Annotated in this window: 14 protein-coding genes and 3 pseudogenes; all 17 read left to right on the forward strand. The window is 60.9% G+C overall.

Features of this window, described 5'->3' with window-relative positions; translation table 11 throughout:
• Window positions 1-2,379, forward strand: a pseudogene (locus AB4M76_RS01100) (strawberry notch C-terminal domain-containing protein); the annotation flags it as partial.
• Between the two features lie 121 nt (window positions 2,380-2,500).
• Window positions 2,501-2,887, forward strand: coding sequence for a DUF6878 family protein (locus AB4M76_RS01105; RefSeq protein ID WP_368440007.1), 387 nt, complete (start codon window positions 2,501-2,503; stop codon window positions 2,885-2,887).
• Between the two features lies 1 nt (window position 2,888).
• A pseudogene (locus tag AB4M76_RS01110) lies at window positions 2,889-3,349 on the forward strand (hypothetical protein).
• A 100-nt stretch (window positions 3,350-3,449) separates the two neighbouring features.
• Window positions 3,450-3,752: a hypothetical protein gene (locus AB4M76_RS01115; protein ID WP_368440008.1), complete on the forward strand. Its 303-nt coding sequence runs from the start codon at window positions 3,450-3,452 to the stop codon at window positions 3,750-3,752.
• Between the two features lie 125 nt (window positions 3,753-3,877).
• Window positions 3,878-4,605 (forward strand): annotated as a pseudogene (locus tag AB4M76_RS01120) (DUF736 family protein).
• 153 nt (window positions 4,606-4,758) lie between these two features.
• Window positions 4,759-5,295 (forward strand): hypothetical protein, encoded by a 537-nt coding sequence (locus AB4M76_RS01125; protein WP_368440009.1) that lies wholly within the window; start codon window positions 4,759-4,761, stop codon window positions 5,293-5,295.
• Window positions 5,296-5,370: 75 nt separating this feature from the next.
• Window positions 5,371-6,024, forward strand: a complete 654-nt coding sequence (locus AB4M76_RS01130; RefSeq protein ID WP_009815531.1) for a rhomboid family intramembrane serine protease — start codon at window positions 5,371-5,373, stop codon at window positions 6,022-6,024.
• Between the two features lie 249 nt (window positions 6,025-6,273).
• A complete protein-coding gene (locus AB4M76_RS01135; RefSeq protein WP_009815532.1) occupies window positions 6,274-7,278 on the forward strand; it encodes an AAA family ATPase in 1,005 nt (334 codons plus the stop codon).
• A gap of 3 nt (window positions 7,279-7,281) precedes the next feature.
• On the forward strand, window positions 7,282-9,771 hold the full coding sequence (locus AB4M76_RS01140; protein ID WP_368440010.1) for a S8 family peptidase: 2,490 nt from the start codon (window positions 7,282-7,284) through the stop codon (window positions 9,769-9,771).
• Between the two features lie 736 nt (window positions 9,772-10,507).
• Window positions 10,508-11,437, forward strand: a complete 930-nt coding sequence (locus tag AB4M76_RS01145; protein ID WP_368440011.1) for a DUF2493 domain-containing protein — start codon at window positions 10,508-10,510, stop codon at window positions 11,435-11,437.
• A gap of 132 nt (window positions 11,438-11,569) precedes the next feature.
• On the forward strand, window positions 11,570-12,586 hold the full coding sequence (locus AB4M76_RS01150; RefSeq protein ID WP_245601474.1) for a GSU2403 family nucleotidyltransferase fold protein: 1,017 nt from the start codon (window positions 11,570-11,572) through the stop codon (window positions 12,584-12,586).
• A 539-nt stretch (window positions 12,587-13,125) separates the two neighbouring features.
• Window positions 13,126-13,332, forward strand: a complete 207-nt coding sequence (locus AB4M76_RS01155; RefSeq protein WP_007120662.1) for a hypothetical protein — start codon at window positions 13,126-13,128, stop codon at window positions 13,330-13,332.
• Between the two features lie 563 nt (window positions 13,333-13,895).
• Window positions 13,896-14,489: a helix-turn-helix domain-containing protein gene (locus tag AB4M76_RS01160; RefSeq protein ID WP_095591000.1), complete on the forward strand. Its 594-nt coding sequence runs from the start codon at window positions 13,896-13,898 to the stop codon at window positions 14,487-14,489.
• Window positions 14,476-16,809, forward strand: a complete 2,334-nt coding sequence (locus AB4M76_RS01165; RefSeq protein ID WP_368440012.1) for a relaxase/mobilization nuclease domain-containing protein — start codon at window positions 14,476-14,478, stop codon at window positions 16,807-16,809. The genes AB4M76_RS01160 and AB4M76_RS01165 overlap by 14 nt, the downstream gene beginning before the upstream one ends.
• An 8-nt stretch (window positions 16,810-16,817) precedes the next feature.
• Complete coding sequence (locus tag AB4M76_RS01170) at window positions 16,818-18,818, forward strand: type IV secretory system conjugative DNA transfer family protein (protein ID WP_368440094.1); 2,001 nt, start codon at window positions 16,818-16,820, stop codon at window positions 18,816-18,818.
• 255 nt (window positions 18,819-19,073) lie between these two features.
• A complete protein-coding gene (locus tag AB4M76_RS01175) occupies window positions 19,074-19,703 on the forward strand; it encodes a DUF4433 domain-containing protein (RefSeq protein ID WP_206054332.1) in 630 nt (209 codons plus the stop codon).
• Window positions 19,703-20,785, forward strand: coding sequence for a macro domain-containing protein (locus AB4M76_RS01180; RefSeq protein ID WP_368440013.1), 1,083 nt, complete (start codon window positions 19,703-19,705; stop codon window positions 20,783-20,785). The genes AB4M76_RS01175 and AB4M76_RS01180 overlap by 1 nt, the downstream gene beginning before the upstream one ends.
• The last annotated feature ends 9 nt before the right edge of the window (window positions 20,786-20,794 follow it).

Below are 20,794 nucleotides of genomic sequence, written 5' to 3' on the forward strand. Positions count from 1 at the left end.
GGCCACGGGAGCGACGAGCGTCCACAACCTCGCCTATGCCGCGCGGCTGGGGCTCTGGGGGCAGGGCCCCGAATACCCCTTCCAGAGCCGCGAAAGTTTCGTCTCGGCCATGGAGGCGGGCGGTGTCGCCGCCATGGAGGTGGTCGCACGCGATCTCAAGACGCTCGGTCTCTACACGGCCCGTGCTCTCAGCTTCGATGGCGTGGAATATGATTTGCTCGAACACGCGCTGACCCCCGGCTCAGATCGAGATCTACGACGCCTATGCAGGTGCGTTTCGGACGATCCACCACAATCTCGAGGCGGCACTGACCGCGACCGGTGTCAACGATGCCTCGGGCGAGACCAATGCCTCGGCCGCACGCGCCTCTGCAAAGTCTCGCTTTGAAAGCACGAAACAGCGCTTCTTCAACCATCTCCTGATGGCATGAAGCGCCGACCATCATCCGCGCCATCAAGGACGATCTGGCGGCGGGCAATGCTTGCGTCATCCAGGTGGGTCTCAACGGGTGAGAGCCTGCTGAAACGTCGGCTTGAGGACGATGGACCCAGAGGACGAGCTGGTCGAGGGCGCGCTAAACGCCGCGCGACTATGTTCTGAGCTATCTCGAGCAAGCCTTCCCGATCCATGCGCAAAAGCTCGTGGAGATTGACGGCAACATGGTGGCCGAGCCACTCCGGGGATGAGACCGGCGCGCTGGTGGTCTCGCGCGAGGCGCTCGGCTTGCGCGATGCGGCTATGATGGAGTTGATGACTCTGGCCCCGGTCCCCTCAGCGCTCGATCAGATCCTCTGGGCCTTTGGCGAGGAGGCCTGTCTCCGAGGTCACGGGGCGGTCTCTCCGGCCCCTCAAGGCCGAGGATGGTCATCTCTTCATCGAAAAGCGCGCCGCCAGCAGCAATTCCTCCGAGACCCCAAGCCTTTATGGACGGCGAAAAGGATATCCTGATCTTCCTCTGATGCAGGCGGCACTGGCCGATCCTATCACGCGGCGCAAACGGCCAAGAACCAGAAGAGGCGCCGGCACTACCTTCTGGAGCCCGGCTGGCGTGCCGATGCGGCCATCCAGGGGCTCGGCCGCACGCATCGCTCGGCCCAGGTCAGCGCGCCCTTTTTCCGGGTCTGCACCTCCGATGTGCATGGCGAGAAGCGCTTCACCTCGACAATCGCCAAGCGCCTCGACCAGCTGGGGGCCTTGACCAAGGGCCAGCGCGAAACCGGGTCGCAGGGCATGTTCCGCGAGGAGGATAATCTGGAAAGCCCGATCGCACGGGCAGCTTTGCGTGGATATTTCGCCGATCTTGCCGCCGGGCGCGCCGAGGCAATGAGCTACGAGAGCTTCACCGACTGGACGGCCCTCCGGCTGATCGACAAGGACGGCGTGCTGCTCGAGGAGCTTCCCCCGATCCAGCGGTTTCTGAACCGGGTGCTGGCGCTGCCCATCCACATGCAGAACGCGCTCTTTGCCGAATTCATGGCGAGGATTGCCGACCAGACGGAACGGGCGCGCGCGGCGGGCACGCTCGATCTCGGGGTGGAAACCCTGCGTGGCGAAAAGATCGACAGGTCTCCACCGAGGATCTCTGGACCTGCCCGAAATCCGGCGCCGTGACGCGCATCATCGGGCTGGAGGTCACCGACCCGGTCCGTGTGCTGTCAGCGGATGACGCCCTGTCGCGCAATCCCGACAAGCTGCCGATGGTCAATCGCGCTTCGGGGCGTGCGGCGCTCATCTCGGCGCGGCCCATGCAGATGTATGACGAGGATATCGTCACGCTCATGCGCAAGGTGGTGCGACCCAATGGGTCCAGCTATCTTGAAGAGGTGCGGTTCGCGTCCTCGGCCTGGGAAGAGATCGGCAAGCCTGAGTTTGCAGGGCTTTGGGATGCCGAGGCCGCGTCCCTGCCTAAAACCACCACGACCAAGCTCTACCTGCTGACCGGGCTGCTGTTGCCGATCTGGAAGGACATTCCGACCACGAATGAACGCATCTACAGGGTCACGCCTGACGGGGCGACGGCCATGATCGGGCGCACGTTGAGGGAAGAAGGGGCGGCCGCGCTCCGCGCCCGCTTCCTTGTCTCCAACCCGCAAACGCCGCAAGAGATGCTGACTGCCGCTCTCGGCACCACCGCGCCGGTCGATCTGGGCCGGGGCCTGACCCTAACCCGTCGCCGGGTCGCAGGTGAGATGCGCCTCGAGCTGGGCGGTGCGGATCGGGGCATGATTGAATCTCTCAAGGCTCTCGGCTGCTTCACTGAGATCATCGCCTTCCAGCTGCGGGTGTTCCTGCCGCATGGGGAAGGGGTCGACACGGGCAGCATTCTGGCCCGGATCGTCGGGCGGGGGCCTGCTATCACGTCAGACCAAGCCGCCTGAAAGGTTAAAGCGGGCTTCGGGTCGGGCGTCGCGGATCGGGGTTTGGCCGGTCTGCGCTTTCCGGGCGCGCGCGGGCCAATGCCGCGCCGGGCCCCCCAATCGCAGAAAAGAGGACAGACCCATGACCAATCCCCAGATCGACTATGCCGCAATGGCGGCTCAGTGGCGCGCAGAGCGCGAAACCAACCTGAAGGAGACCCGAGCGGAACTGATCGTGCAATTGCGCGCCCTTGGCATCAGCGAGGTCACTGCCGAATACGAAGGCTATGGCGACTCTGGCAATGTCGAGGATGTGACGGTGCAGCCTGCAGAGGTCCAACTGCCGGAACTGCTTGCCACAGAGGTTGGCGTCTTCGCCTGGACGCTCGCCTATCACCATCATCCGGGGTTCGAGAACAATGAGGGCGGCTATGGCACGCTGACCTGGGACTTGCGCAACGACAGCCTCACCCTCGATCACGCGGACCGCTACGTTGAATGCTCGCACAGCTATGACGAGGGTCTGTGATATGGCCCATCCGCTTCATCATGCTGAAAGCTCTGCCCGGAAATTCGGCGGGGTGCCGTCTGACTATCAGGCCGTGCACGATTGGTTTGACGGTTCGAAAGAGCACCTCGCGCTCTTCACGCATCGGGCCTTGCGTCACCACGCCCAAGGCCTGTTCGAGGCCGAACGTGTCTTTGGCCTGACCCTGACCAATAGCGCAGGTCGGGATATCCCGTGCGCTGGATCGGCGAACAGCATGTCCGCGAAGACTGCCAGGGCCGCATCCCGAGCATGGCGGACTGGCTGCGACGGATCCAGCCCGAGCCATGGATGGCCAATGGCCATATCGACCGGCATGTCGGCTCCGAGCCCTGCGGCGATCCAAGGGTCGCCTGGGCCTCCGAGGTCGCAGCCGGCAGAACGGTTCTCGGCCTGAAGGATTGGATGGCGGCACGCGCGACGCAAGCCATGCAAGGTGCCTGACAGCTCTCGGTCGTTTGCCAAACGAATGCTGCATGGAAGCCCGGTCGGAATATCGGGCTTCTTGCGTCGTTTACCCACCATTCTTCGTAAGGAGGTTCGCATGACACTCGATGAAATCAAGACCGCCGTCGATGCCGGTCAGACCGTGCATTGGGTCAATACCGGCTACGTTGTGCACAAGGACCGGCTCGGTCAGTACCTCATCACCTATGTGCCGAATGATAGCTGCATCGGCCTGACCGACCGAAGCGGGCACCGGTTGAACGGCAAAGAGGCGGAGTTCTTCGTCGCGCGATCGAAGGACGGCGCGGAAAATCCGGGCAGCCAATCAAGACCAAACGGGCAGGGGAGGGGCGTAGCACCCGGAGGCGCGGGGGCATTCCCACTCGGACAGCAGCTCTGATGGGTGGGCGGGGTTGAAAGGAAAGCAGGCTTTCTGGTTTGTGATCCCAGGAGGGGTCGAGAAAGCAATCCCGGATGCGCTGGCAAGAACGTCGGGCACCGGCCAATCTGAAAAGGAACCATCCCATGTTCGCAGGAACCCTCACCCGCAATGTCGCGACCGCAGCCGCCGAGTACACCGGCATGATCCATTCGACGCGCTTCGATGTCGCCATCCAGCTCGAAACCCGCCCGAAAATGTCCGCACGCAGCCCGGATTACGACGTGACGGCGATCAACAAGTCGGGCCGCAAGGTCCGCATCGGCACGGCTTGGAACGAAACCGGCAATACCAGCGGCAACCCCTACATCTCGATGCAGATCGATGTCGGCCTGGGCCCGTTCCGGGTCAACGCGGTGCAGACGAAAGAGGCGCGCGCGGCCAGAGCGGCGAATTCGAGATCATCCCGCTCGTCTCGAACGGTCTGATGAAATCCGGCTCGATCTCGGGCGAGCTCACCGCCATGGACGCCGACAACGCCTTCACTGGCTACATCGCCAACATGATGTTCGATCTGGAGTTCATCCTGATCGAGAACAGCTACAAGACCGAGGAGACCCACCCTGACTACCGGATCGAGGTCAGCTCGCCCCGGGGCACGCCGATCCGCGTCGGCTCGGCCTGGATGGCCAAGAGCAGCCGCACGGGCAATGACTACTTGTCGCTGCTGATCAACACGCCTGATGGGGACCTGCGCGTCAACGCCGTGCAGAACGAAGAGCAGCGCGGCGGGCAGACCTTCTCGATCATCCCGTTCATCGACAGCGGTGAGCAGCCGCAGGACGCGGGCGCGGGGCTGTCGCTGGTTGCCTGATCAGCGCGCGAGGTGAGACGATCTGAACCGAAAGGGGAGCCGTGGGATCACGGTTCCCCTTTTTCATGTCTGGCTGCACGAAGCACGCATCTGCTTGCGATCTGCTGACTATGATATACGATAATATATTATTGAATGGACGAGGGTAGGCGCATGGTGGCGAGACTAGGAAAAGCTCCGTGGTTCGAGAGCTTTGATGTAGACGCAGAGGTTGCAGAGCTTCTTGCTCATATCGAGCGTTGCACCGGATTTGCGCTGCCTGAACGACAGCGTGATGTCCTCATGACCCATGCAAGGGCAAAGCTCGACAGGACAAAGCAGGCAGTTCTGGAGGCCAAGGCTGCGGGAAAGCCGGTGTCCACATCGCGGCGTGCGTATCTGACCGACCTGCAGGACACGATCTTCATGGCGATCCCGGAGGAGAATCTCGCGCGGATGCCGCTGCGCGAGCAGGTTCTCAACGACCCGTCATTTTACGCGGATGCCATGCACCGCGCCGCCTCGATTAGCGAAGATGAGCTATTCATGGTGCTGTCCTCTTCGCTGAAAGACATGACCGTTCAAGACGCCCAGGCCTTTGTCTCAAAGCTCTGGCACAGCACGATTGACGACAATGCCCGTAAATACGCCGAAGCCCTGAAGCGCCCCGAGCGTGAAATCATGCCGCGGCGGCCTGGGAACACCGTTTAAGATCGGAGCCATTCTCTTGGCTTGAGCCCTACCGAGGTTGGCCGCCGCGACCCCCTTTCCCGGAGGTGGCACCCTGTGCTGCGCGCGAAAACCATTGAAGGCGCTGTGGTGACGTCTACTGTCGCCAACATGATGAACCGGGATCACATGCGCGTCTTCTTTGGGCGCACCGCGGCGCTTGTCGCCTTTGTAGCGCTGCTCTGGGCGGTCCAGGTCGTCAATTGGATCTTCGGTTACGGTTTGAACCCGGCCTTCGGCCTGATCCCCCGGCATGTCAGCGGATTGGATGGTGTCATCGCCATGCCCCTCCTGCATGGAAGCTTCGCGCACCTGATGGCCAATACGCCGCCGCTCCTGGTGATGGGTGGGCTGCTGGTGGCTACGACCACGCGGGCCTTGCTGGCCGTGAACGCCGTGGTGATCGGCCTCGGCGGCGGTCTTGTCTGGCTGTTCGGAAGCTCGGCCATCCATATCGGCGCGTCAGGGCTCGTCTTCGGCTGGTATGGCTTCCTCGTCGCGCGCGGCCTCGTGGATCGCTCCCCGATCACGCTGGGCGCGGCACTGGTGGTCGGTGTCCTCTATGGCTCCCTTCTCTGGGGCGTTTTTCCAGGCCAACCCAGCGTCTCGTGGGAGGCGCATCTCTTCGGCGCCATCGCGGGCGCGGGCGCTGCGTTCCTAATCCGAACGCATGTACATGCGCCGCGCCTCGGCGGCGTCGATCTGGACTGAAGCCGTACGCCAGACGTGGTCGGCCCCAACCGGACCTTCATCATTGACCGTCATGCTGCGTTGCGGAACGTCTTAGCTGACTTTTTTCGCCAGAGGCGTTACGCTCACACTGTCGCGTTTTTGCTTGGGGTGCCGAATTCCCGTCGACAAATCAGCGAGGATTTGCGATCTTCGCACAAAATCGAGACGGTCCGACAGACTAACCCGTTGGGAAAAAGGAAATCGTCGCAAGCACCAAGGGTCTGGAGCATGTCCAACGCAAAGCAGATACTGGCTATGCTCCAGAGCAAGGCGGACGGTGACGACGAGCATTTCTATTCAATTGCGTTGCAGGTTGCCGCCGCAGAGGCCCGGCAAGGGCGTCGTACACTCGCAGAAGACCTGAGGGCCGCTGTAGACAAGGCGCGGGAGAAGGCGGCGTCGGGCCAAACCGTCGCCGTGCCTTTCGCGTCCCCGCGTGGTGATCTTGCCGACTTGATCGAGATGCGCCCGCCGCGCTTCGATCTTGAAAGCGTCGTCATGAACGCCTCGTTGCGTGCGCGGCTGGATGACGTTGTCTTGCAACAGCACAAGCGTGACTGGCTCCGCGAACATGGCAAGACGCCCAACCGGCGTGTTCTCTTCGTCGGACCACCGGGTTCGGGCAAGACGATGTCGGCGGAAGCCTTGGCTGGTGAGTTGCGGTTGCCGTTGTTCGTAATCCGCCTAGAAAGCCTGATCACGCGCTTCATGGGTGAGACTGCCGCCAAGTTGAGGCTCGTTTTTGACGAAACCGCCCGTCACCGGGGGGTATATCTCTTTGACGAATTCGATGCTGTCGGAGGAAATCGAGGCGCGACGAATGACGTTGCCGAGATGCGCCGCGTGTTGAACTCTTTCCTGCAATTCATGGAAGAGCCGAATTCCACGGACAGCGTGATCATTGGCGCAACGAATTATCCAGACCTGCTCGACCCGGCTCTGTTGCGCCGGTTCGATCTGGTTATGGAATTCTGTCCGCCCACTGACGAAGAAATCCGCACGATCATCAAGTTCAATCTGCGGCCAATGAAATTCCCCAACCTGAAGTGGAAGAGCATTCTTGCATCGGCCCAAGGGTTGAGCCAGTCTGAGATTGCCCGCGCAACAGAAGACGCGGTGAAAAGCGCAATCTTGGCTGAGCGGAAGAACGTGACATCGGACGATCTGCTGCGCAGGCTGAATGACAGGCGAGAAATGCGAGAGGCGTTTCGACCTTCGGCAGTGAACAAGTAGTAGATGGCATCCAAGTACTCCTTACCGCATATCAACATCGAAAGCAGACGGGAGCGCGCGGACTTCAAGTCCACCAATGAGCGTTTTCCCGGAAGCCCTCCTCCTCGGGACCGCCAGCAGCATGGCGCAATGCTCCGAGGGCAGTTCTCGCAGGCAGCAAACGACTTTGAGCAAGATCGTCCGCGCGATGAACGGGTATCTCCCGCTGCTGGTGTCTATTTGGAAGTCGAGCTTAGACCGAACGCCAGCCCGGATAGTCTGGAGAGGAAGAAAAGCCATCTGAAACCGGCTTCTGCAAAGCTGGGAGCTGCCGATACTCGGATCGTTGGCCTGTTTGTTCCTGAAGACGCAAAGCCGGTACTTGAAAGCATTCTGGCCGACTACCAGTCGGGCGAACTGACTGAAAAAGGTCAAAACCCGCCATACAAGTCATTCGTTGAACCGATTGAGGCCATCCGAAAGGCCCGTCTCGAAACCTTCTGGACAGATGATCTGGAAGCGCTGCCGCAAGACCCCAACGATACGATCTGGTGGGAGGTGTGGTGCATCAAGTCGGCAGAGAATGCTCTCGATGCTTTGGCTGAAAAGCTCGATGCACGATGCGCTCCAAAGGAACAGCGTTTGGTGTTTCCAGAACACGTGGTTGTTCCCGTTCTTGCCGCGCGCGCTACCATCGAGTTGATGCTATTTGCGCGGTTTTCAATCACAGAACTTCGACGAGCCACGGATACTCCGCATTTCTTCATTGATGACCTAAATCCTGATGAACAGTTTGAATGGACCGACGATCTTGCGGGCCGGATCGAATGGCCCGGTGCAGAGGTTCCAGCGATTTGCCTTTTGGACAGTGGCGTCAATCGTGCGCATAGTTTGATTGAACCAGCTCTTTCACCCGCTGACCTATACAGTGTTCGTCCGGAATGGGGGGTAGACGATACTGGTCCGCGTCCTGGCCATGGGACTCAAATGGCTGGGATCGCTCTGCATGGCGACCTCGTGCCGAAGCTAGCTGATAAAAACCAGGTTAAACTGGCCCATAGACTAGAGAGTGTAAAAATCCTTCCGCCTCCGGGAATGGGAAAGCCCGAAGAGCGCTTCTACGGTCCGATCACGAAGTCTGCCGTCAGCCTTGCGGAAATCGGGCGACCAGAACGCGGCCGCGTTTTCTGCATGGCGGTTACCAATGAAGACATCTCAGGGACACAGCCTTCAACATGGAGCGCGGCGCTTGATCAAGAAGCGGCGGGCGTCACAATGGACGACAAAAGGGCACCCAGACGCCTTATTGTTGTTTCCGCAGGTAATGCACCCAACCCGATCATGTTTGACGAGGTGCAACCCTCGGACACTTATCCGATTGAGGACCCGGCACAAGCTTGGAATGTCGTAACCGTCGGTGGCTACACTGACAAAATCCACATTGCCGAACCTGAATTGGCCGACCATTCGCCGCTTGCCGAAGCGGGCGACCTTAGCCCTTTCACGAGGACTTCGACGCTATGGACGACAGGGCGCAATAGGCCGATAAAACCCGACATTGTCATGGAAGCTGGAAACCGCGCTGTGGATGCTTCCCGAACCACCGTTGTCGATACAACCTCTCTTTCGGTCGCAACCTCTGGTCCCGAAGTTGACCGGCGTCCGTTGGTACCGTTTCGTGCTACAAGCGCGGCAACAGCCGAAGCTGCGCGACTGGCGTGCCGCTTGATGGCGGCCAAGCCTGAATACTGGCCGGAGACTATCCGTGCCTTAATGGTCCACGGTGCCGAGTGGACAGAAAAGATGCGATTTGCGCTAGACCCCTTAGGGAAAACCGACGCTGCAAAGCTGTTGCGGCACTTCGGATACGGCGTACCCACGTATGAGCGGGCAATTGCTTCAGCTGAGAACCATCTCGCTCTGGTGGCGCAGTCCGAAATCCAACCCTATGGCGTCTCGGGTTTCAAAGACTGCCACTACTACGACTTGCCCTGGCCGCGACAGGCATTTGAAGCGCTAGGGGATGAGGAGGTCAGACTGAAGATCACCTTGTCATACTTTGTTGATCCAAACCCGGGAGCGTTGGCGTCGCTCGATCCATATCGGTATCAGTCGTTCGGCTTGCGGTTCGACTTGAAACGCCGGATGGAAAGCACTGATGAATTCAAAAAGAGGGTGAATGTCGAAGAGCGAGCAGACCCACGACGCAAGCCCCCCACGCAATCGGACACCGACAATTGGCGCTTTCCTGATGGCACGCCGTCCGGATCGCTGCACTGTAACGAATGGAAAGGGCCAGCCGCGTGGCTCTTGGCGCGCAATATTCTCTGCATAAAGCCGGTCGGTGGTTGGTGGAAGAACCGCGCGGATACTGCCACACGTCAGCAAAAGACACGATATGCGTTGGTGGTGTCAGTCAAGACCGCAAGAGAAGACGTGACCTTGCACACAGATATCAACTCGATCATTTTCGGCACCGTGCCGGTTTCCCAAGATATTGAAATAGTAACATGAATTCTGTCCTGCCTCTCGTCGGCAGGACAAGACGACTGTTCGATGCGCAGAAACCACCTGAATGTCCGCTCCTGCCGAGGCCTTCCATCTGAGTTGCGCACGCATCGAATGTCGGCTTCCCACCCTCAGATCGAATGCGTGGAAAAGCAATCTGTGGAATTTGCAGCGGCGTCGCCCCTACATCAATCTTGGTCTGAGCCTTGCGGCCTCCCCAGCTCGGCTTCGCGTGTCGCAGGGGAGAACGGCCCTTCGGTCCGTCGCGCATTCGGCCATGCGGCCTCACCGCGGCGTTGCGCTTGGCGTCCCGGTTTGCCCGCCTCGCGAGCACGTCCCTCCCCAGCCGCTCCGCCGGATTGCGCTCTGGTCTGTTTTGCGCGGCAAAACGATCCCGCCGCTCCATCCGTCTCCCGCGTCCGGTCAGGCCGTTTGCCTGCTCAGGTCGGTCAAACCTACCGTCAACAAACACACACACATGAGTGCGGAAGCATATCCTCCGGATGGCCCCCAAATCAGCCCGCGTCAAGGATCGCAAAACTTTTCGGCGAGGGCGGTGCCCGTGGCGGGGGGCGGTCCCGTGTGTGAGGGCGCGCATGTGTCGGGTGCTGCACGCAGAAAACTTTTGCGCCCGGCAAGCCGGCGGCTGCGCCGTCCCTGACCCGGGCAGATTCGGAAACCAGGCATTCGGCCATGCCCCCACACTCACGTGGTGGTCGAACCCAATATCTGGAGAATGAATATGGCTTACGACACAGCAAACACCTACGAGACCATCGAGCTTTTCGGGCTGACCGAGAAGGATGCACAGCTGCCGATCCCGGAAGATCACATCCTGACCGACCGCATCATCCGCGAGAGCTTCGAGGCTCTGCTTGGTCAGTTGCGCGGGACCGGGCTCGAAGCAGAAATCGAACCGCTGGCCCATGGGCTCGCCACGATCCTGCAGCGCCGCAAGGTGGCGCTCGGCAAGGAGGTCGATCGCACCGCCGACAAGATCGGCGCGCTGGCAAAATCCCACGACGGATCGGAGATCGCCGAGACCGCGCTGGAAGAAGCGCAGGCGCGCTTTCTGCAGCTGCGCGAGATTGTCGGCGCAATCGAGGTGATGAGCGAGGCTGCGGCGGAATGCTACGAGATCGAGACGGGTCACGCCTTCATCCCGGCGGCCGGGTCGCGCGCGAGCATCCGGGCGCAGGAGACAGGTGCTGTTTTTGAGGCGCGGCAGCTCCTGGAGCAGCACGACCGCGAGACTGCCGAGAAATCGAAAGTCGAAGGGGTTCCCCTGATCGTCTCAGGCGCCACCGACTGGACCGATGTCGATGTGATCTTCAACACGCTCGACAAGGTTCGCGAACGGATCAAGCAGAACCGCAACCAGGAGATCTTCCTCTGCCACAAGGGTGGCAAGCACGGGGCGGAGATGATTGCGGCTCGGTGGGCCCGGGCACGCGGGATAGCACAGGCGCGCTTCGATCCGCGCTGGTCCGCGCATGGGCGGGCGGCACCGTTCAAGTGCAACGACGAGATGCTAGACGACAAGTTTGCGGCGACGGGGGTTGTGCTCTTCGGCGGCAACGGGGTCGCGCTGAACCTCGGGCAGAAGGCGGAAGCGAAAGACCTGACGGTCATGCGGGTTGCGGACCCGGCGAAGAAGGCGTCGCAGGATTGAAGAGAGAGGGTCGCCTTCGGGCGGCCCTTTCGTCGTTTCTTATGGGTGTGGACGTTCTCCAAATCACTTTGCCTAGCAATTTCCTGTTTTGATAGGTATATGAATGCCAAGCAAAACTTGGAAATGATAGGCATGACCCCACTCAGCAGCATCGCGATGAGCGCCTATACCGACCTGGTGCGTCTTCTGAAGGACGACGCCTTGTCCGGTGTCGAAGGCAAGCCCACGCTCAAGGAGCGTGGGGATAAGGCTTATTGGTATGCCGCGCGCCGTGTCGGGACGGAGATGCGGTTCATCTATATCGGCGAAGACAGCGACGAGACGCGCGCGCGCATCGACCGGATTGAAGAGCTGCGCGCAACGGCCAAGGATCGGCAGGCGGAACGGTCGCGGCTTGTCCGGCTCTTGCGTGCGGAAGGCATGACGCCCACCGACCGGGCGACCGGTTCCATCCTGTCGGCCATGGCCGCAGCCGGAACCTTCCGTTTGGGTGGCACCATCGTCGGGACAAACGCGTTCCGACTCTATGAAGGCGAGCTTGGTATCCGACTGCCAATTGGCGGTATGGCCAATACTGGCGACATCGACATCGCGCAGTTCGAGAAGCTCAGCGTTGCGTTGCAGGATCAGGTCGACCCGGGTCTTGCCGAGACGTTCTCGGCGCTCAAATTCGATCCTCTGCCAGCTCTTGACCAAGGTCGGACATGGCGATGGGCCCAGGGTGGCAGCGGCCAGTTGGTCGAGTTTCTCACACCGGCGTTCGGAGATGAGACCATCCGTGATCTGCCAGCATTGGGCGTGAACGCCCAAGGATTGAACTATCTCAACTTCCTGATCGCTGAGCCGATCCACGCGGCGGCGATCTATAGATCCGGCGTTCTGGTGCAGGTGCCCCGCCCGGAGCGTTATGCAGTCCACAAACTGATCATTGCCGACCGGCGCCGCGATGGGGCAGGGAGCCTGAAATCCGCGAAGGACCGCGAGCAGGCGGCTTTCCTTATCGAAGCGATGGCCGAGGACCGGCCCGATGATCTGGCTCGGGCCTATGCCACCGCAATGGAGGTTGGGCCGCGCTGGCGGGAGCACATCGGCAACTCGCTGAAGCGAATGCCTGATACCAGCGGGTTGCTCGACAGCTTGGGCGCGTGATGGCCGTAACGGGGTCGCGCTTGGCGCGGCCCTTTCGTCATGTCTCATGGCGCGTGCGATCGGTCACACTTTTTCAGCAACTCGCGGCGGCCAGCACCGTCATCCCTCTACCCAGCCCGTCAGAGTTCGGCCCATCCACATCGGTACGGGCTGGGGATGGTGCGCACCTCGCACATCGTCAGCAGCGCAAGACCGAGGGGGCGAGACGTCGCACATGAGGCTGAAGACCTGCACAACCCTCGGGTGGTGTTTCGGAACATCGCATCCACGCGGGCGGGCGTCATCAGCACCCCGGCCAGGTTCGGCAGGACGTGGACGCGGATGGTGGCGACTGCGTGATAGCACAGGTCAATCGGGTCCCTCCTTTTTGCTATGCATATGGATCGCACGGGGTCGGCCCGTTCGTGCCCTCAGCTCACGCTTTGGCAAGCACAAATACGGCTTCCACGGCGGGGCCGCGGACCCTCCGCATTTGCGCTTGCGACCGGTCCTCTTGCCCCCGTGCTGGGTGATCCTCATCGCAATAAGGAGTAACCCAAATGACCAACCACTACGTCGCCACCGTTCCCGTCAAGTTCACCGATACCGATGGCCAGGAGCGCACCCGTTTTCAGCGCGTGGGCGCGATGTTCCGCAACACCCGCAACGGGGATGGATCGGAGTTCTTCAGCCTCAAGCTCGACTTCCCGGTCGCGGTCTCGGAGCTGGTGATGTTCCCACCGAGCGCGAAAGATCCCCAGGACTAAATCCTCTGGCGAGGATGGGCCGCCCCAGGACGATCTTGGGGCGGCCCGATCCCTGTTCCAGGGATGCCGTGTCCGGCGGTCAGTTCGCCCGAGGTGACCTCTTCTTGGTGCCGGTCGCTGCGCGCGCAACGGACGATCGCCGCTCGGAATGATCCGGCCGCGACAGACCGGCCAGTCAGCCTCAAGGGGGCCATCCACAAAAACCTATCGGCCAGGGCCTCCCGGTTTTTGCGGCAGAGATTTGGCGGAGCCAAATCTGGCCCTCCTTGACCCTGCCTGTCCGCCCTGTCGGTGGGGTTTGCGCCCGCCCGCGGTTCCGTCCGAACACATGCGTGTTCGGCCAGACCCTCGGGCGGTGCTGGGGAAGGGGACCCATTGGACAGGTGGGTCGCCCGATGGTGAGGGTGGCAGAGCCGCGTCCCTGCGGGCCGCGGCGCGAAGCGGATACCAAGGCTGCCTGAGCCTGAATGCAACGTAAGTATATAATTGACAGCGCGGTATATTATCGTAAGGTGGGGTCAGCCTTGGTGGAAGGTGGCAGGAAATAGGGGGTCTTTCTTCGCATGTCTCGTTCAAAACGTCTCACAGATGCGGACCGCATGGAGATCGTTCGCGAGGCTGCGGAAGGCATTTCCACCTCGGTGCTCGCTGAGCGGTTTGGTGTGTCGCCGCGGGCGATCCAGTACACGCTCAAAGCCGATGCCGAGCGCCAGACGGATGCCGCAATTCCGGTCTCAGCGGTCAGTGTGAAGGTCACGGCTGCGGAGCTTGAGGCGCTCGACGCGGTGCTGGCCGCCGCCGGGGTCGAGAGCCGTGCCGAGGGGCTGCGGCGGCTCATCCAGGCGGCGGGTGGGGTGTTCGTTCCGGACGCGCAGATGGCAGCTGAAATGGCGCGATACAGGGCCTCTTTGCACGAGGTCGGCAATGGGGTCGCGCAGATCGCCAAGCAGATGACGAAGGCCAACCGGTTGGGGCAGGGGGGCACGGGGAACGCGGGGGCCGAGTTCTCCGAATTGCGCCTTGCGCAGATGCGGGGCTTGGCCCGGTTCATCCTGGATTCCGCTGACGAGATCGATCTGCTCCTGCGCCGCCGTCGCGACGCGATGCAGCTCGAGGCCACGGCCGCGCTGAGGGAGTTTGCCCATGCGGCTGAATGATGCGGTTGACGCGGTCACCGGGGAGGTCTTCAGGGATGGCTGGAGCCGGATCCGGGGCTCGATGCAGGGGCTGCACGTGGCCAAGCAGAGCCAGCTTGTGCGTGCGGCGGCGGGGCACCGGCCAGCGGTCTTCAAGGCGATCCGGGGCGGCGGCACGCATACCAAATCGCAGCTCGCAAACCAGCTTGATTATCTGACCACAAAGTCCACCCATATCGTGGACTCGAGTGGCTTCCTGGATGGCAAGGCGAAGCTCGAGGCTAAAGACATCAAGGACCTCACCGAGCGCTTTGCCAAGCGGTGGGATGCGGGCTTCAAGCCCAAGCTCGGGCAGACCACCCACATGCTCATGTCTTTCCCCATCGGCACGCGCGGTGAGGATGTGCGCGATATCGCGACGGATGTGGCCGAGCGGTTCTTCCAGAGTGATGCGGGGCATTTCGACTACATCATCGCGGTGCATGAGGACCGCGATCACCCCCATGCGCATCTGGTGCTGAACCGCCGCTCGCAGGAAGGTGAGTTCTTCTTTTTGGGGCGCAACCACCGCTTCAACTATGACGACTTTCGCCTCGCCATGGTCGAGGAGGCGGAAAAGTATGGCGTGCGGCTGGAGGCCACGCGGCGGGTAGATCGGGGTGTCGTGCATTACCCCGCCACTACCCGCGAGGTCTATGCGGCGAAAGAAGAGGGGCGCGCGCCCCGCGAGCGCGAACGCGTGGGGGCCGACCTGACGCGGACGCTGGCGGAGATCGCCAATACCAGAACTGTCTACCACTCGCTTGCTGCGGAGGCTTCGCGCGAGGCCCGCGAGGATATTGCCGCAGCCCTCTTCCGCGCGGGCGAGGTGCTGGCGCGCGGCGGGCAGGTGGGCCGAACAGGAGATGTGTATATGGCCGAGGATCAAAGTTTTGAGGATTTGAGAAGCCTCTATGCGGAGAAGCTCGCCCGGGTGCAGGGCATGATCGCCGAGAAGTCTGACGCGGAACGTCCCGTGCTGGAAAAACGCCTCATCGAGATTCAGACGCAGGTCCAGCACATGCAGCCGCTCGGATTGCGTTCGAGCACGTTGTCTGAGGCACCATCGGAGGGAGGGGTCTACTCAGAGGCAAACATCCAAGAAAGCCAGTTAGAGCGCCTCACTGAGCCGCGCCTGCGGTCGCGCATAGACACCGCCCTGCGCGGCACTGGGATCAGCACAGCGGAAGTGGTCGCCCGGATCGAGACCGGGGCCTCGAATGCGGCTCTCGAGCATCAATGGATCGCCGATGATCTCTCCAAGGTGGCTGAGGCGCGCGATCTGAACCTCGAACGCCGCGCCGATCTGGAACAGGCGCGTGACATCCTGAATGACGTGCATGTCGAGCTTGGCACGCTTCTGGAACGGGAGAACGTGCTGCGCCGGGATGGGGTCGTGGAGGAGAAAGCGGTCAGCGAGCGGTTCCACTATCACGAGGACGCGGTCCGGGCGATGGAAGGGACAATCCGTCAGGAGATGCGCGCAGACGGCCTGACAGCGCAGCAGATCGAGGACCGGGATTGGCAGGTCGTCTCGCGGGCGGAGCGCCGGATCGAGACGGAGCAGCGCGCGTATCTCGAGGCACACCCGGAGCTGCTCGCACGTCCGGGCGATGTGATCGACCGGTCTGAGCCCTACAGGGAGTCCATCACTGATGCAGCCCGCGCCAGCGAGATCACCCGCGAGGTCGACCGGATCATGGAGGCACGCGAACTCCGCACGTCCGTTGCGGATGCGGTCGCCGATGACTTGCGTGCGCGCTATCCGGACATGCCGTCCCACCTCGCCCGTGGGCTCGGCGCGACCTATGCCGCCGTTGTGGAGATCCGGGACACTGAGGCCATCAATCAGGTCCGCCGCGAAACCGAGATGCGCGAGGGGCTTGGGGTTGGCACGCGCGACGACATCCTCGCCGCCGGCGGTGAAACTGCGCCGCAGTCTGACCGTACCGGCCGCCTCACAGACGAGATTGCGCGTGTCCTGGAGCATGAGCGGGCGGGGGAGTTGTCTGCGCCCTTCGAGACCGAGGCGGAACGGGATGCCTTCCGCGAGGAGATCGCACGGGTGCTGGACGTTCGCCAACTCGTGCGGCTCACATCCGGTGATGCCGATGCGCTGGACAAGGTTCTAGAGGACCGCCTCGACCGGCTTTATGTCGCCAAGGTCTACCTGCAATCCGATGCCGCGACGGCCAATACGGAGGCCTTGCGCCAGGTGGTCGATGATCTTGCCGATGCTGAGTATGAAAAACACCGCGCGACAGACGTGGATGGCGAGACCGAGCGGGGCCAGGTCCATTGAGCGCCGCCATGGGAAAAGCGCGGATCGCCACGGGCGTCCTGCTCGTGACGCTGGTGACAGGGGCCATGGGCTATACCATCGCCTCGGCGGTGCTGACCTACCAGGATCTCGGCTTCGGGGCCGAGATCGACTTTGCCTATATCGCGCAGAACTATCTGGCGATCCTCAATCGCCGACCGGAGGACGCGCAACTTATTCACCTGATCATCGGCAGCTTCGCGGCTGCCGGCCTGATGCTGAGCCTCGCCCTCTCGGGGTCCGCCCTGACACGCTTTGGTCAGACCCATTGGCAGTCTGCGCGCGAGATGAAGGCCAATGGTTTTTTCGGCGCGCCGGGCACCGGGTTCATCCTCGGCAAGCTGGGGCCGCCGGGCTCTCGCGCCAATTACATCTGCTCGAAGGTTTTTCCGCATGCGCTGATCGTGGCGCCCACGGGCCGCGGCAAGACCACGGGCTTCGTCATTCCGAACCTGCTGACCTGGCAGGGCTCCGCCGTGACGCTCGATGTGAAGGGGGAATGCTTTGAGGCCACGGCCCGGCATCGCGCAGCCCAAGGCGACAAGGTCTATCGCTTTGCCCCCACCGATTGGGAGGGCAAGCGCACGCATCGCTACAACCCGCTCCTGCGCATCTATCAACTGAAAGATCCCGCGCGCCAGCAGATGGAATTGCAGCTTCTCGCGACGCTCTTCCTGCAGAGCGACAACGACCGGGTGCAGGGCCTCCTCAAAGGCGGGATTGATCTCTTTGTGGCAGCAGGCCTGCTGGCCTTCCAGCGCAAGCGTCCGACCTTGGGCGAGATCTACCGCATCGCGGCCTCGGGCGGGAACAAGCAGAAGGAGTATTTCGCGCGGGGCCATGAAGTCGACAACAGGGCAGCCAAGCTGATCTTCACGCGGCTGGCGTCCACCAACAACGATACTCTGACCTCCTATGTCTCGCTTCTGATGACCTCGGGACTGGATCAATGGCAGAACCCGGCGATCGATGAGGCGACAGCGGTCTCGGACTTTGATTTCCGGACGATCCGCAAGAAGCCCTTTTCGGTCTATCTCGTGGTCCAGCCGCTAATGGTCAAACCCCTCGCGCCGCTGATCCGACTCTTCTTCTCCGATCTTCTCTCGGCCATGCAGGAAAAGGACCCAGGGCCGGATGAGCCCTGGCCAGTGATGATCATGCTCGACGAGTTCAATCGCTTGGGCAAAATGCCCATCGTGGTCGAAAGCATCGAGACCCTGCGGACCTATCGCGGCCACCTGGCTGTGGTCACGCAAACCATCCCCGCCCTCGATGAAATCTATGGCGAGAACACCCGCCGTGCCCTGCAGGGCAACGCCGGCGTGAAGCTTTATTTGACGCCTTCGGATGAAAAGACCGTCGAGGAGCTGAGCAAGGCGGTTGGCAAGACCACAAAGACCGTCATCACGCGCTCCCAGTCCATCGGCAAAAACCCCTTTGAAGGCCGCAGCCAATCCACGCGGACTGAAGAAAGTTCCTTATTGCCCGAAGATGAGGCGCGCCGTCTGCCGCTCGATGAAATCGTCATGGTCATCGATGCCCAGATGCCGGTCCGGGCAAAGCGGATCCAATATTTTGATGATCGGCTGTTCAAGGCGATCCACGCGGCGCAATCAGGTGAGTTGCCGTTTCCGAAGCCGGGGGGAGGTGGACCGCAGGGCACGCTGCCGCTGAGTGTGCGCGCCATGCCAATGACTCCGCCTTCGACCGGGCCAGGTGGGTCTGACGCCGTTGCGGAGACCGCACGCCAAGATGCTGGGAGTCAATCGTCAGGGCAAATCGACGTCGCTCCGAAAAAGACCGCGCCTGTCGTTCAAGCTGTGATCGCCGAGGAACAGCGCCAGATGGAGATGGATTTTGGCAGCCAGGTCGTGGATGCCGAAGCTGCGAGCGTCGTTGATGAGGCGCAAATGCGCTCTGCTGTCGATGGCTTGGATGAAATGGAAGCGATGCTGCGAGAGAACGGTGGTCAAAAGCTGGTTGCTCGATAGGGTGGCGGACATCGCCTGCTTGTCGGGGAGGACGGATTCCGGACATTTGCAAAGGGTGCGAAAAGGTTCAACGCCATAAGCAGGTGCGGACATTCGGGGCTGGCCGTCGCCAATGGTTGGCGTTCGTGCGAAGACCGAATGGCAAGTGTTTTGCGAACCAGTCAATCGGCTATGTGCTCGACGGCGCTGGCCACCATATAACATCTTGAGGGAAGTTGGCCCAAACTGTATCCATATCGAGACATGGCAAACAACTTGACCGCCGAAAAAGCTCTGATCTTCAGGATTACGCACATCAACAATGTGCCGTGGATCCTCAGGCATGGGCTTCATTGCAAGAATTCCGGAGTGCAAGACCCCAATTTCGTGCGAATTGGGAACCTCGAATTAATTCAGCGTCGGACTGCACGGAATGTACCTGTTGCACCGGGCGGATCGCTATCAGATTACATTCCGTTCTATTTCACGCCATTTTCGATGATGATGTACAACATCAAGACTGGCTACGGAGGAATTCGCCAGTTCCCGAACACGGAGATTGTGATCATGGCGTCCTCACTTCGAGGGCTCGAGGATCGAGGCGTAGCAACGGTGTTTTCAGATCGCCACGCATACCTCCAGACTGCGCAATTCTTCACCTCGCTCGACGACCTCGACAAGGTCGACTGGGGCATCCTGCAGCGTAGAGACTTCAAACGCGACGTCGATGATCCCGAAAAGACGGATCGCTACCAGGCCGAGGCGCTCGTGCACAGGCACTTGCCAGTGGAGCACCTTGCAGGCATAGTCTGCCTGAGCGAGAACGAAAAAGGAACACTTGAACAGCAACGGGAGGAGGTTGGGCTCGATCTCAAGATCGTGGCGCGACCAGGCTGGTATTTCTGATGGTAACTTACACGCAAGGCAATCTTCTGGAAGCTGACGTTGACGCGGTGGTGAACACCGTGAACACGGTCGGAATCATGGGCAAAGGAATTGCCCTCATGTTCAAGGAGCAATTCCCACGAAACTTCGAAGCTTATGCGCGCGCCTGCGATGCAGGCGAAGTGCGTACTGGCAAAATGTTTGTTACCGAGAACAAGGAGCTCTTTGGGCCGCGCTGGATCATCAATTTCCCGACAAAGACCCATTGGCGAGTGAAAACTAAGATTGAATGGGTCGAGGATGGATTGAAGGACCTTGTCCGAGTAATTCGTGAGAAGGGAATTAATTCAATTGCGATCCCTCCACTTGGCTGTGGTAATGGTGGCCTTGACTGGCGCGATGTGCGTCCTCTTATCGAGTCGGCCTTGGCGGAACTTGAAGGGGTCAATGCCATCGTCTACGAGCCGACTTCCAAGTATCAGAATGTCGCCAAGCGCACTGGTGTTGAGAAGCTCACCCCGGCACGCGCGCTGGTGGCTGAGATGGTACGTCGGTACTCACTCCTTGGGATTGAATGCTCGATTCTTGAGGTGCAGAAATTGGGATGGTTCCTCGAGCGCAGCGTGAAACGGTTCGGGGGTTCGGACGCACTCAAGTTCAGGTTCCAAGCAAACAAGTACGGACCTTATTCGCATAACCTGACGAAGCTGCTCGACAGTCTCGATGGAAGTTATCTCCGGTGCGACAAGCGCCTTGCAGATGCCGATCCCTTGGATCTCATTTGGTTCAACGACGCAAAGTATGATCGAGTGCAAGCCTATCTGAACTCGGGTGAAGGGAAGCAGTTCTCAAGCGTACTGGAATGGGCTTCGGCCACCATCGATGGCTTTGAGTCGCCTCTCGGCATGGAACTTCTGGCGACTGTCGACTGGATGATGCAGCACGACGATATCGAACCGACTGTTGAGGGAGTGATGGAAGGTCTTAAGGACTGGGCTGGCGGGGAAGTCGCTGGACAGCGCAAATTGAAGATCTTCGATCGCCGGTTGGTCGCCATCGCTTTGGGCCAACTTCAGGCATCGAACAGGCTGCCTGCCTGTTAATCTTTGAGT

The organism is Sulfitobacter sp. PS-8MA (assembly GCF_040933935.1).
Classification (GTDB): domain Bacteria; phylum Pseudomonadota; class Alphaproteobacteria; order Rhodobacterales; family Rhodobacteraceae; genus Sulfitobacter.

Coding starts and splice junctions, on each gene's coding strand:
- AB4M76_RS01105 (WP_368440007.1), top strand. CDS start 2,501: ATGACCAATCCCCAGATCGACTATGCCGCAATGGCGGCTCAGTGGCGC.
- AB4M76_RS01115 (WP_368440008.1), top strand. CDS start 3,450: ATGACACTCGATGAAATCAAGACCGCCGTCGATGCCGGTCAGACCGTG.
- AB4M76_RS01125 (WP_368440009.1), top strand. CDS start 4,759: ATGGTGGCGAGACTAGGAAAAGCTCCGTGGTTCGAGAGCTTTGATGTA.
- AB4M76_RS01135 (WP_009815532.1), top strand. CDS start 6,274: ATGTCCAACGCAAAGCAGATACTGGCTATGCTCCAGAGCAAGGCGGAC.
- AB4M76_RS01140 (WP_368440010.1), top strand. CDS start 7,282: ATGGCATCCAAGTACTCCTTACCGCATATCAACATCGAAAGCAGACGG.
- AB4M76_RS01145 (WP_368440011.1), top strand. CDS start 10,508: ATGGCTTACGACACAGCAAACACCTACGAGACCATCGAGCTTTTCGGG.
- AB4M76_RS01150 (WP_245601474.1), top strand. CDS start 11,570: ATGACCCCACTCAGCAGCATCGCGATGAGCGCCTATACCGACCTGGTG.
- AB4M76_RS01155 (WP_007120662.1), top strand. CDS start 13,126: ATGACCAACCACTACGTCGCCACCGTTCCCGTCAAGTTCACCGATACC.
- AB4M76_RS01160 (WP_095591000.1), top strand. CDS start 13,896: ATGTCTCGTTCAAAACGTCTCACAGATGCGGACCGCATGGAGATCGTT.
- AB4M76_RS01165 (WP_368440012.1), top strand. CDS start 14,476: ATGCGGCTGAATGATGCGGTTGACGCGGTCACCGGGGAGGTCTTCAGG.
- AB4M76_RS01170 (WP_368440094.1), top strand. CDS start 16,818: ATGGGAAAAGCGCGGATCGCCACGGGCGTCCTGCTCGTGACGCTGGTG.
- AB4M76_RS01180 (WP_368440013.1), top strand. CDS start 19,703: ATGGTAACTTACACGCAAGGCAATCTTCTGGAAGCTGACGTTGACGCG.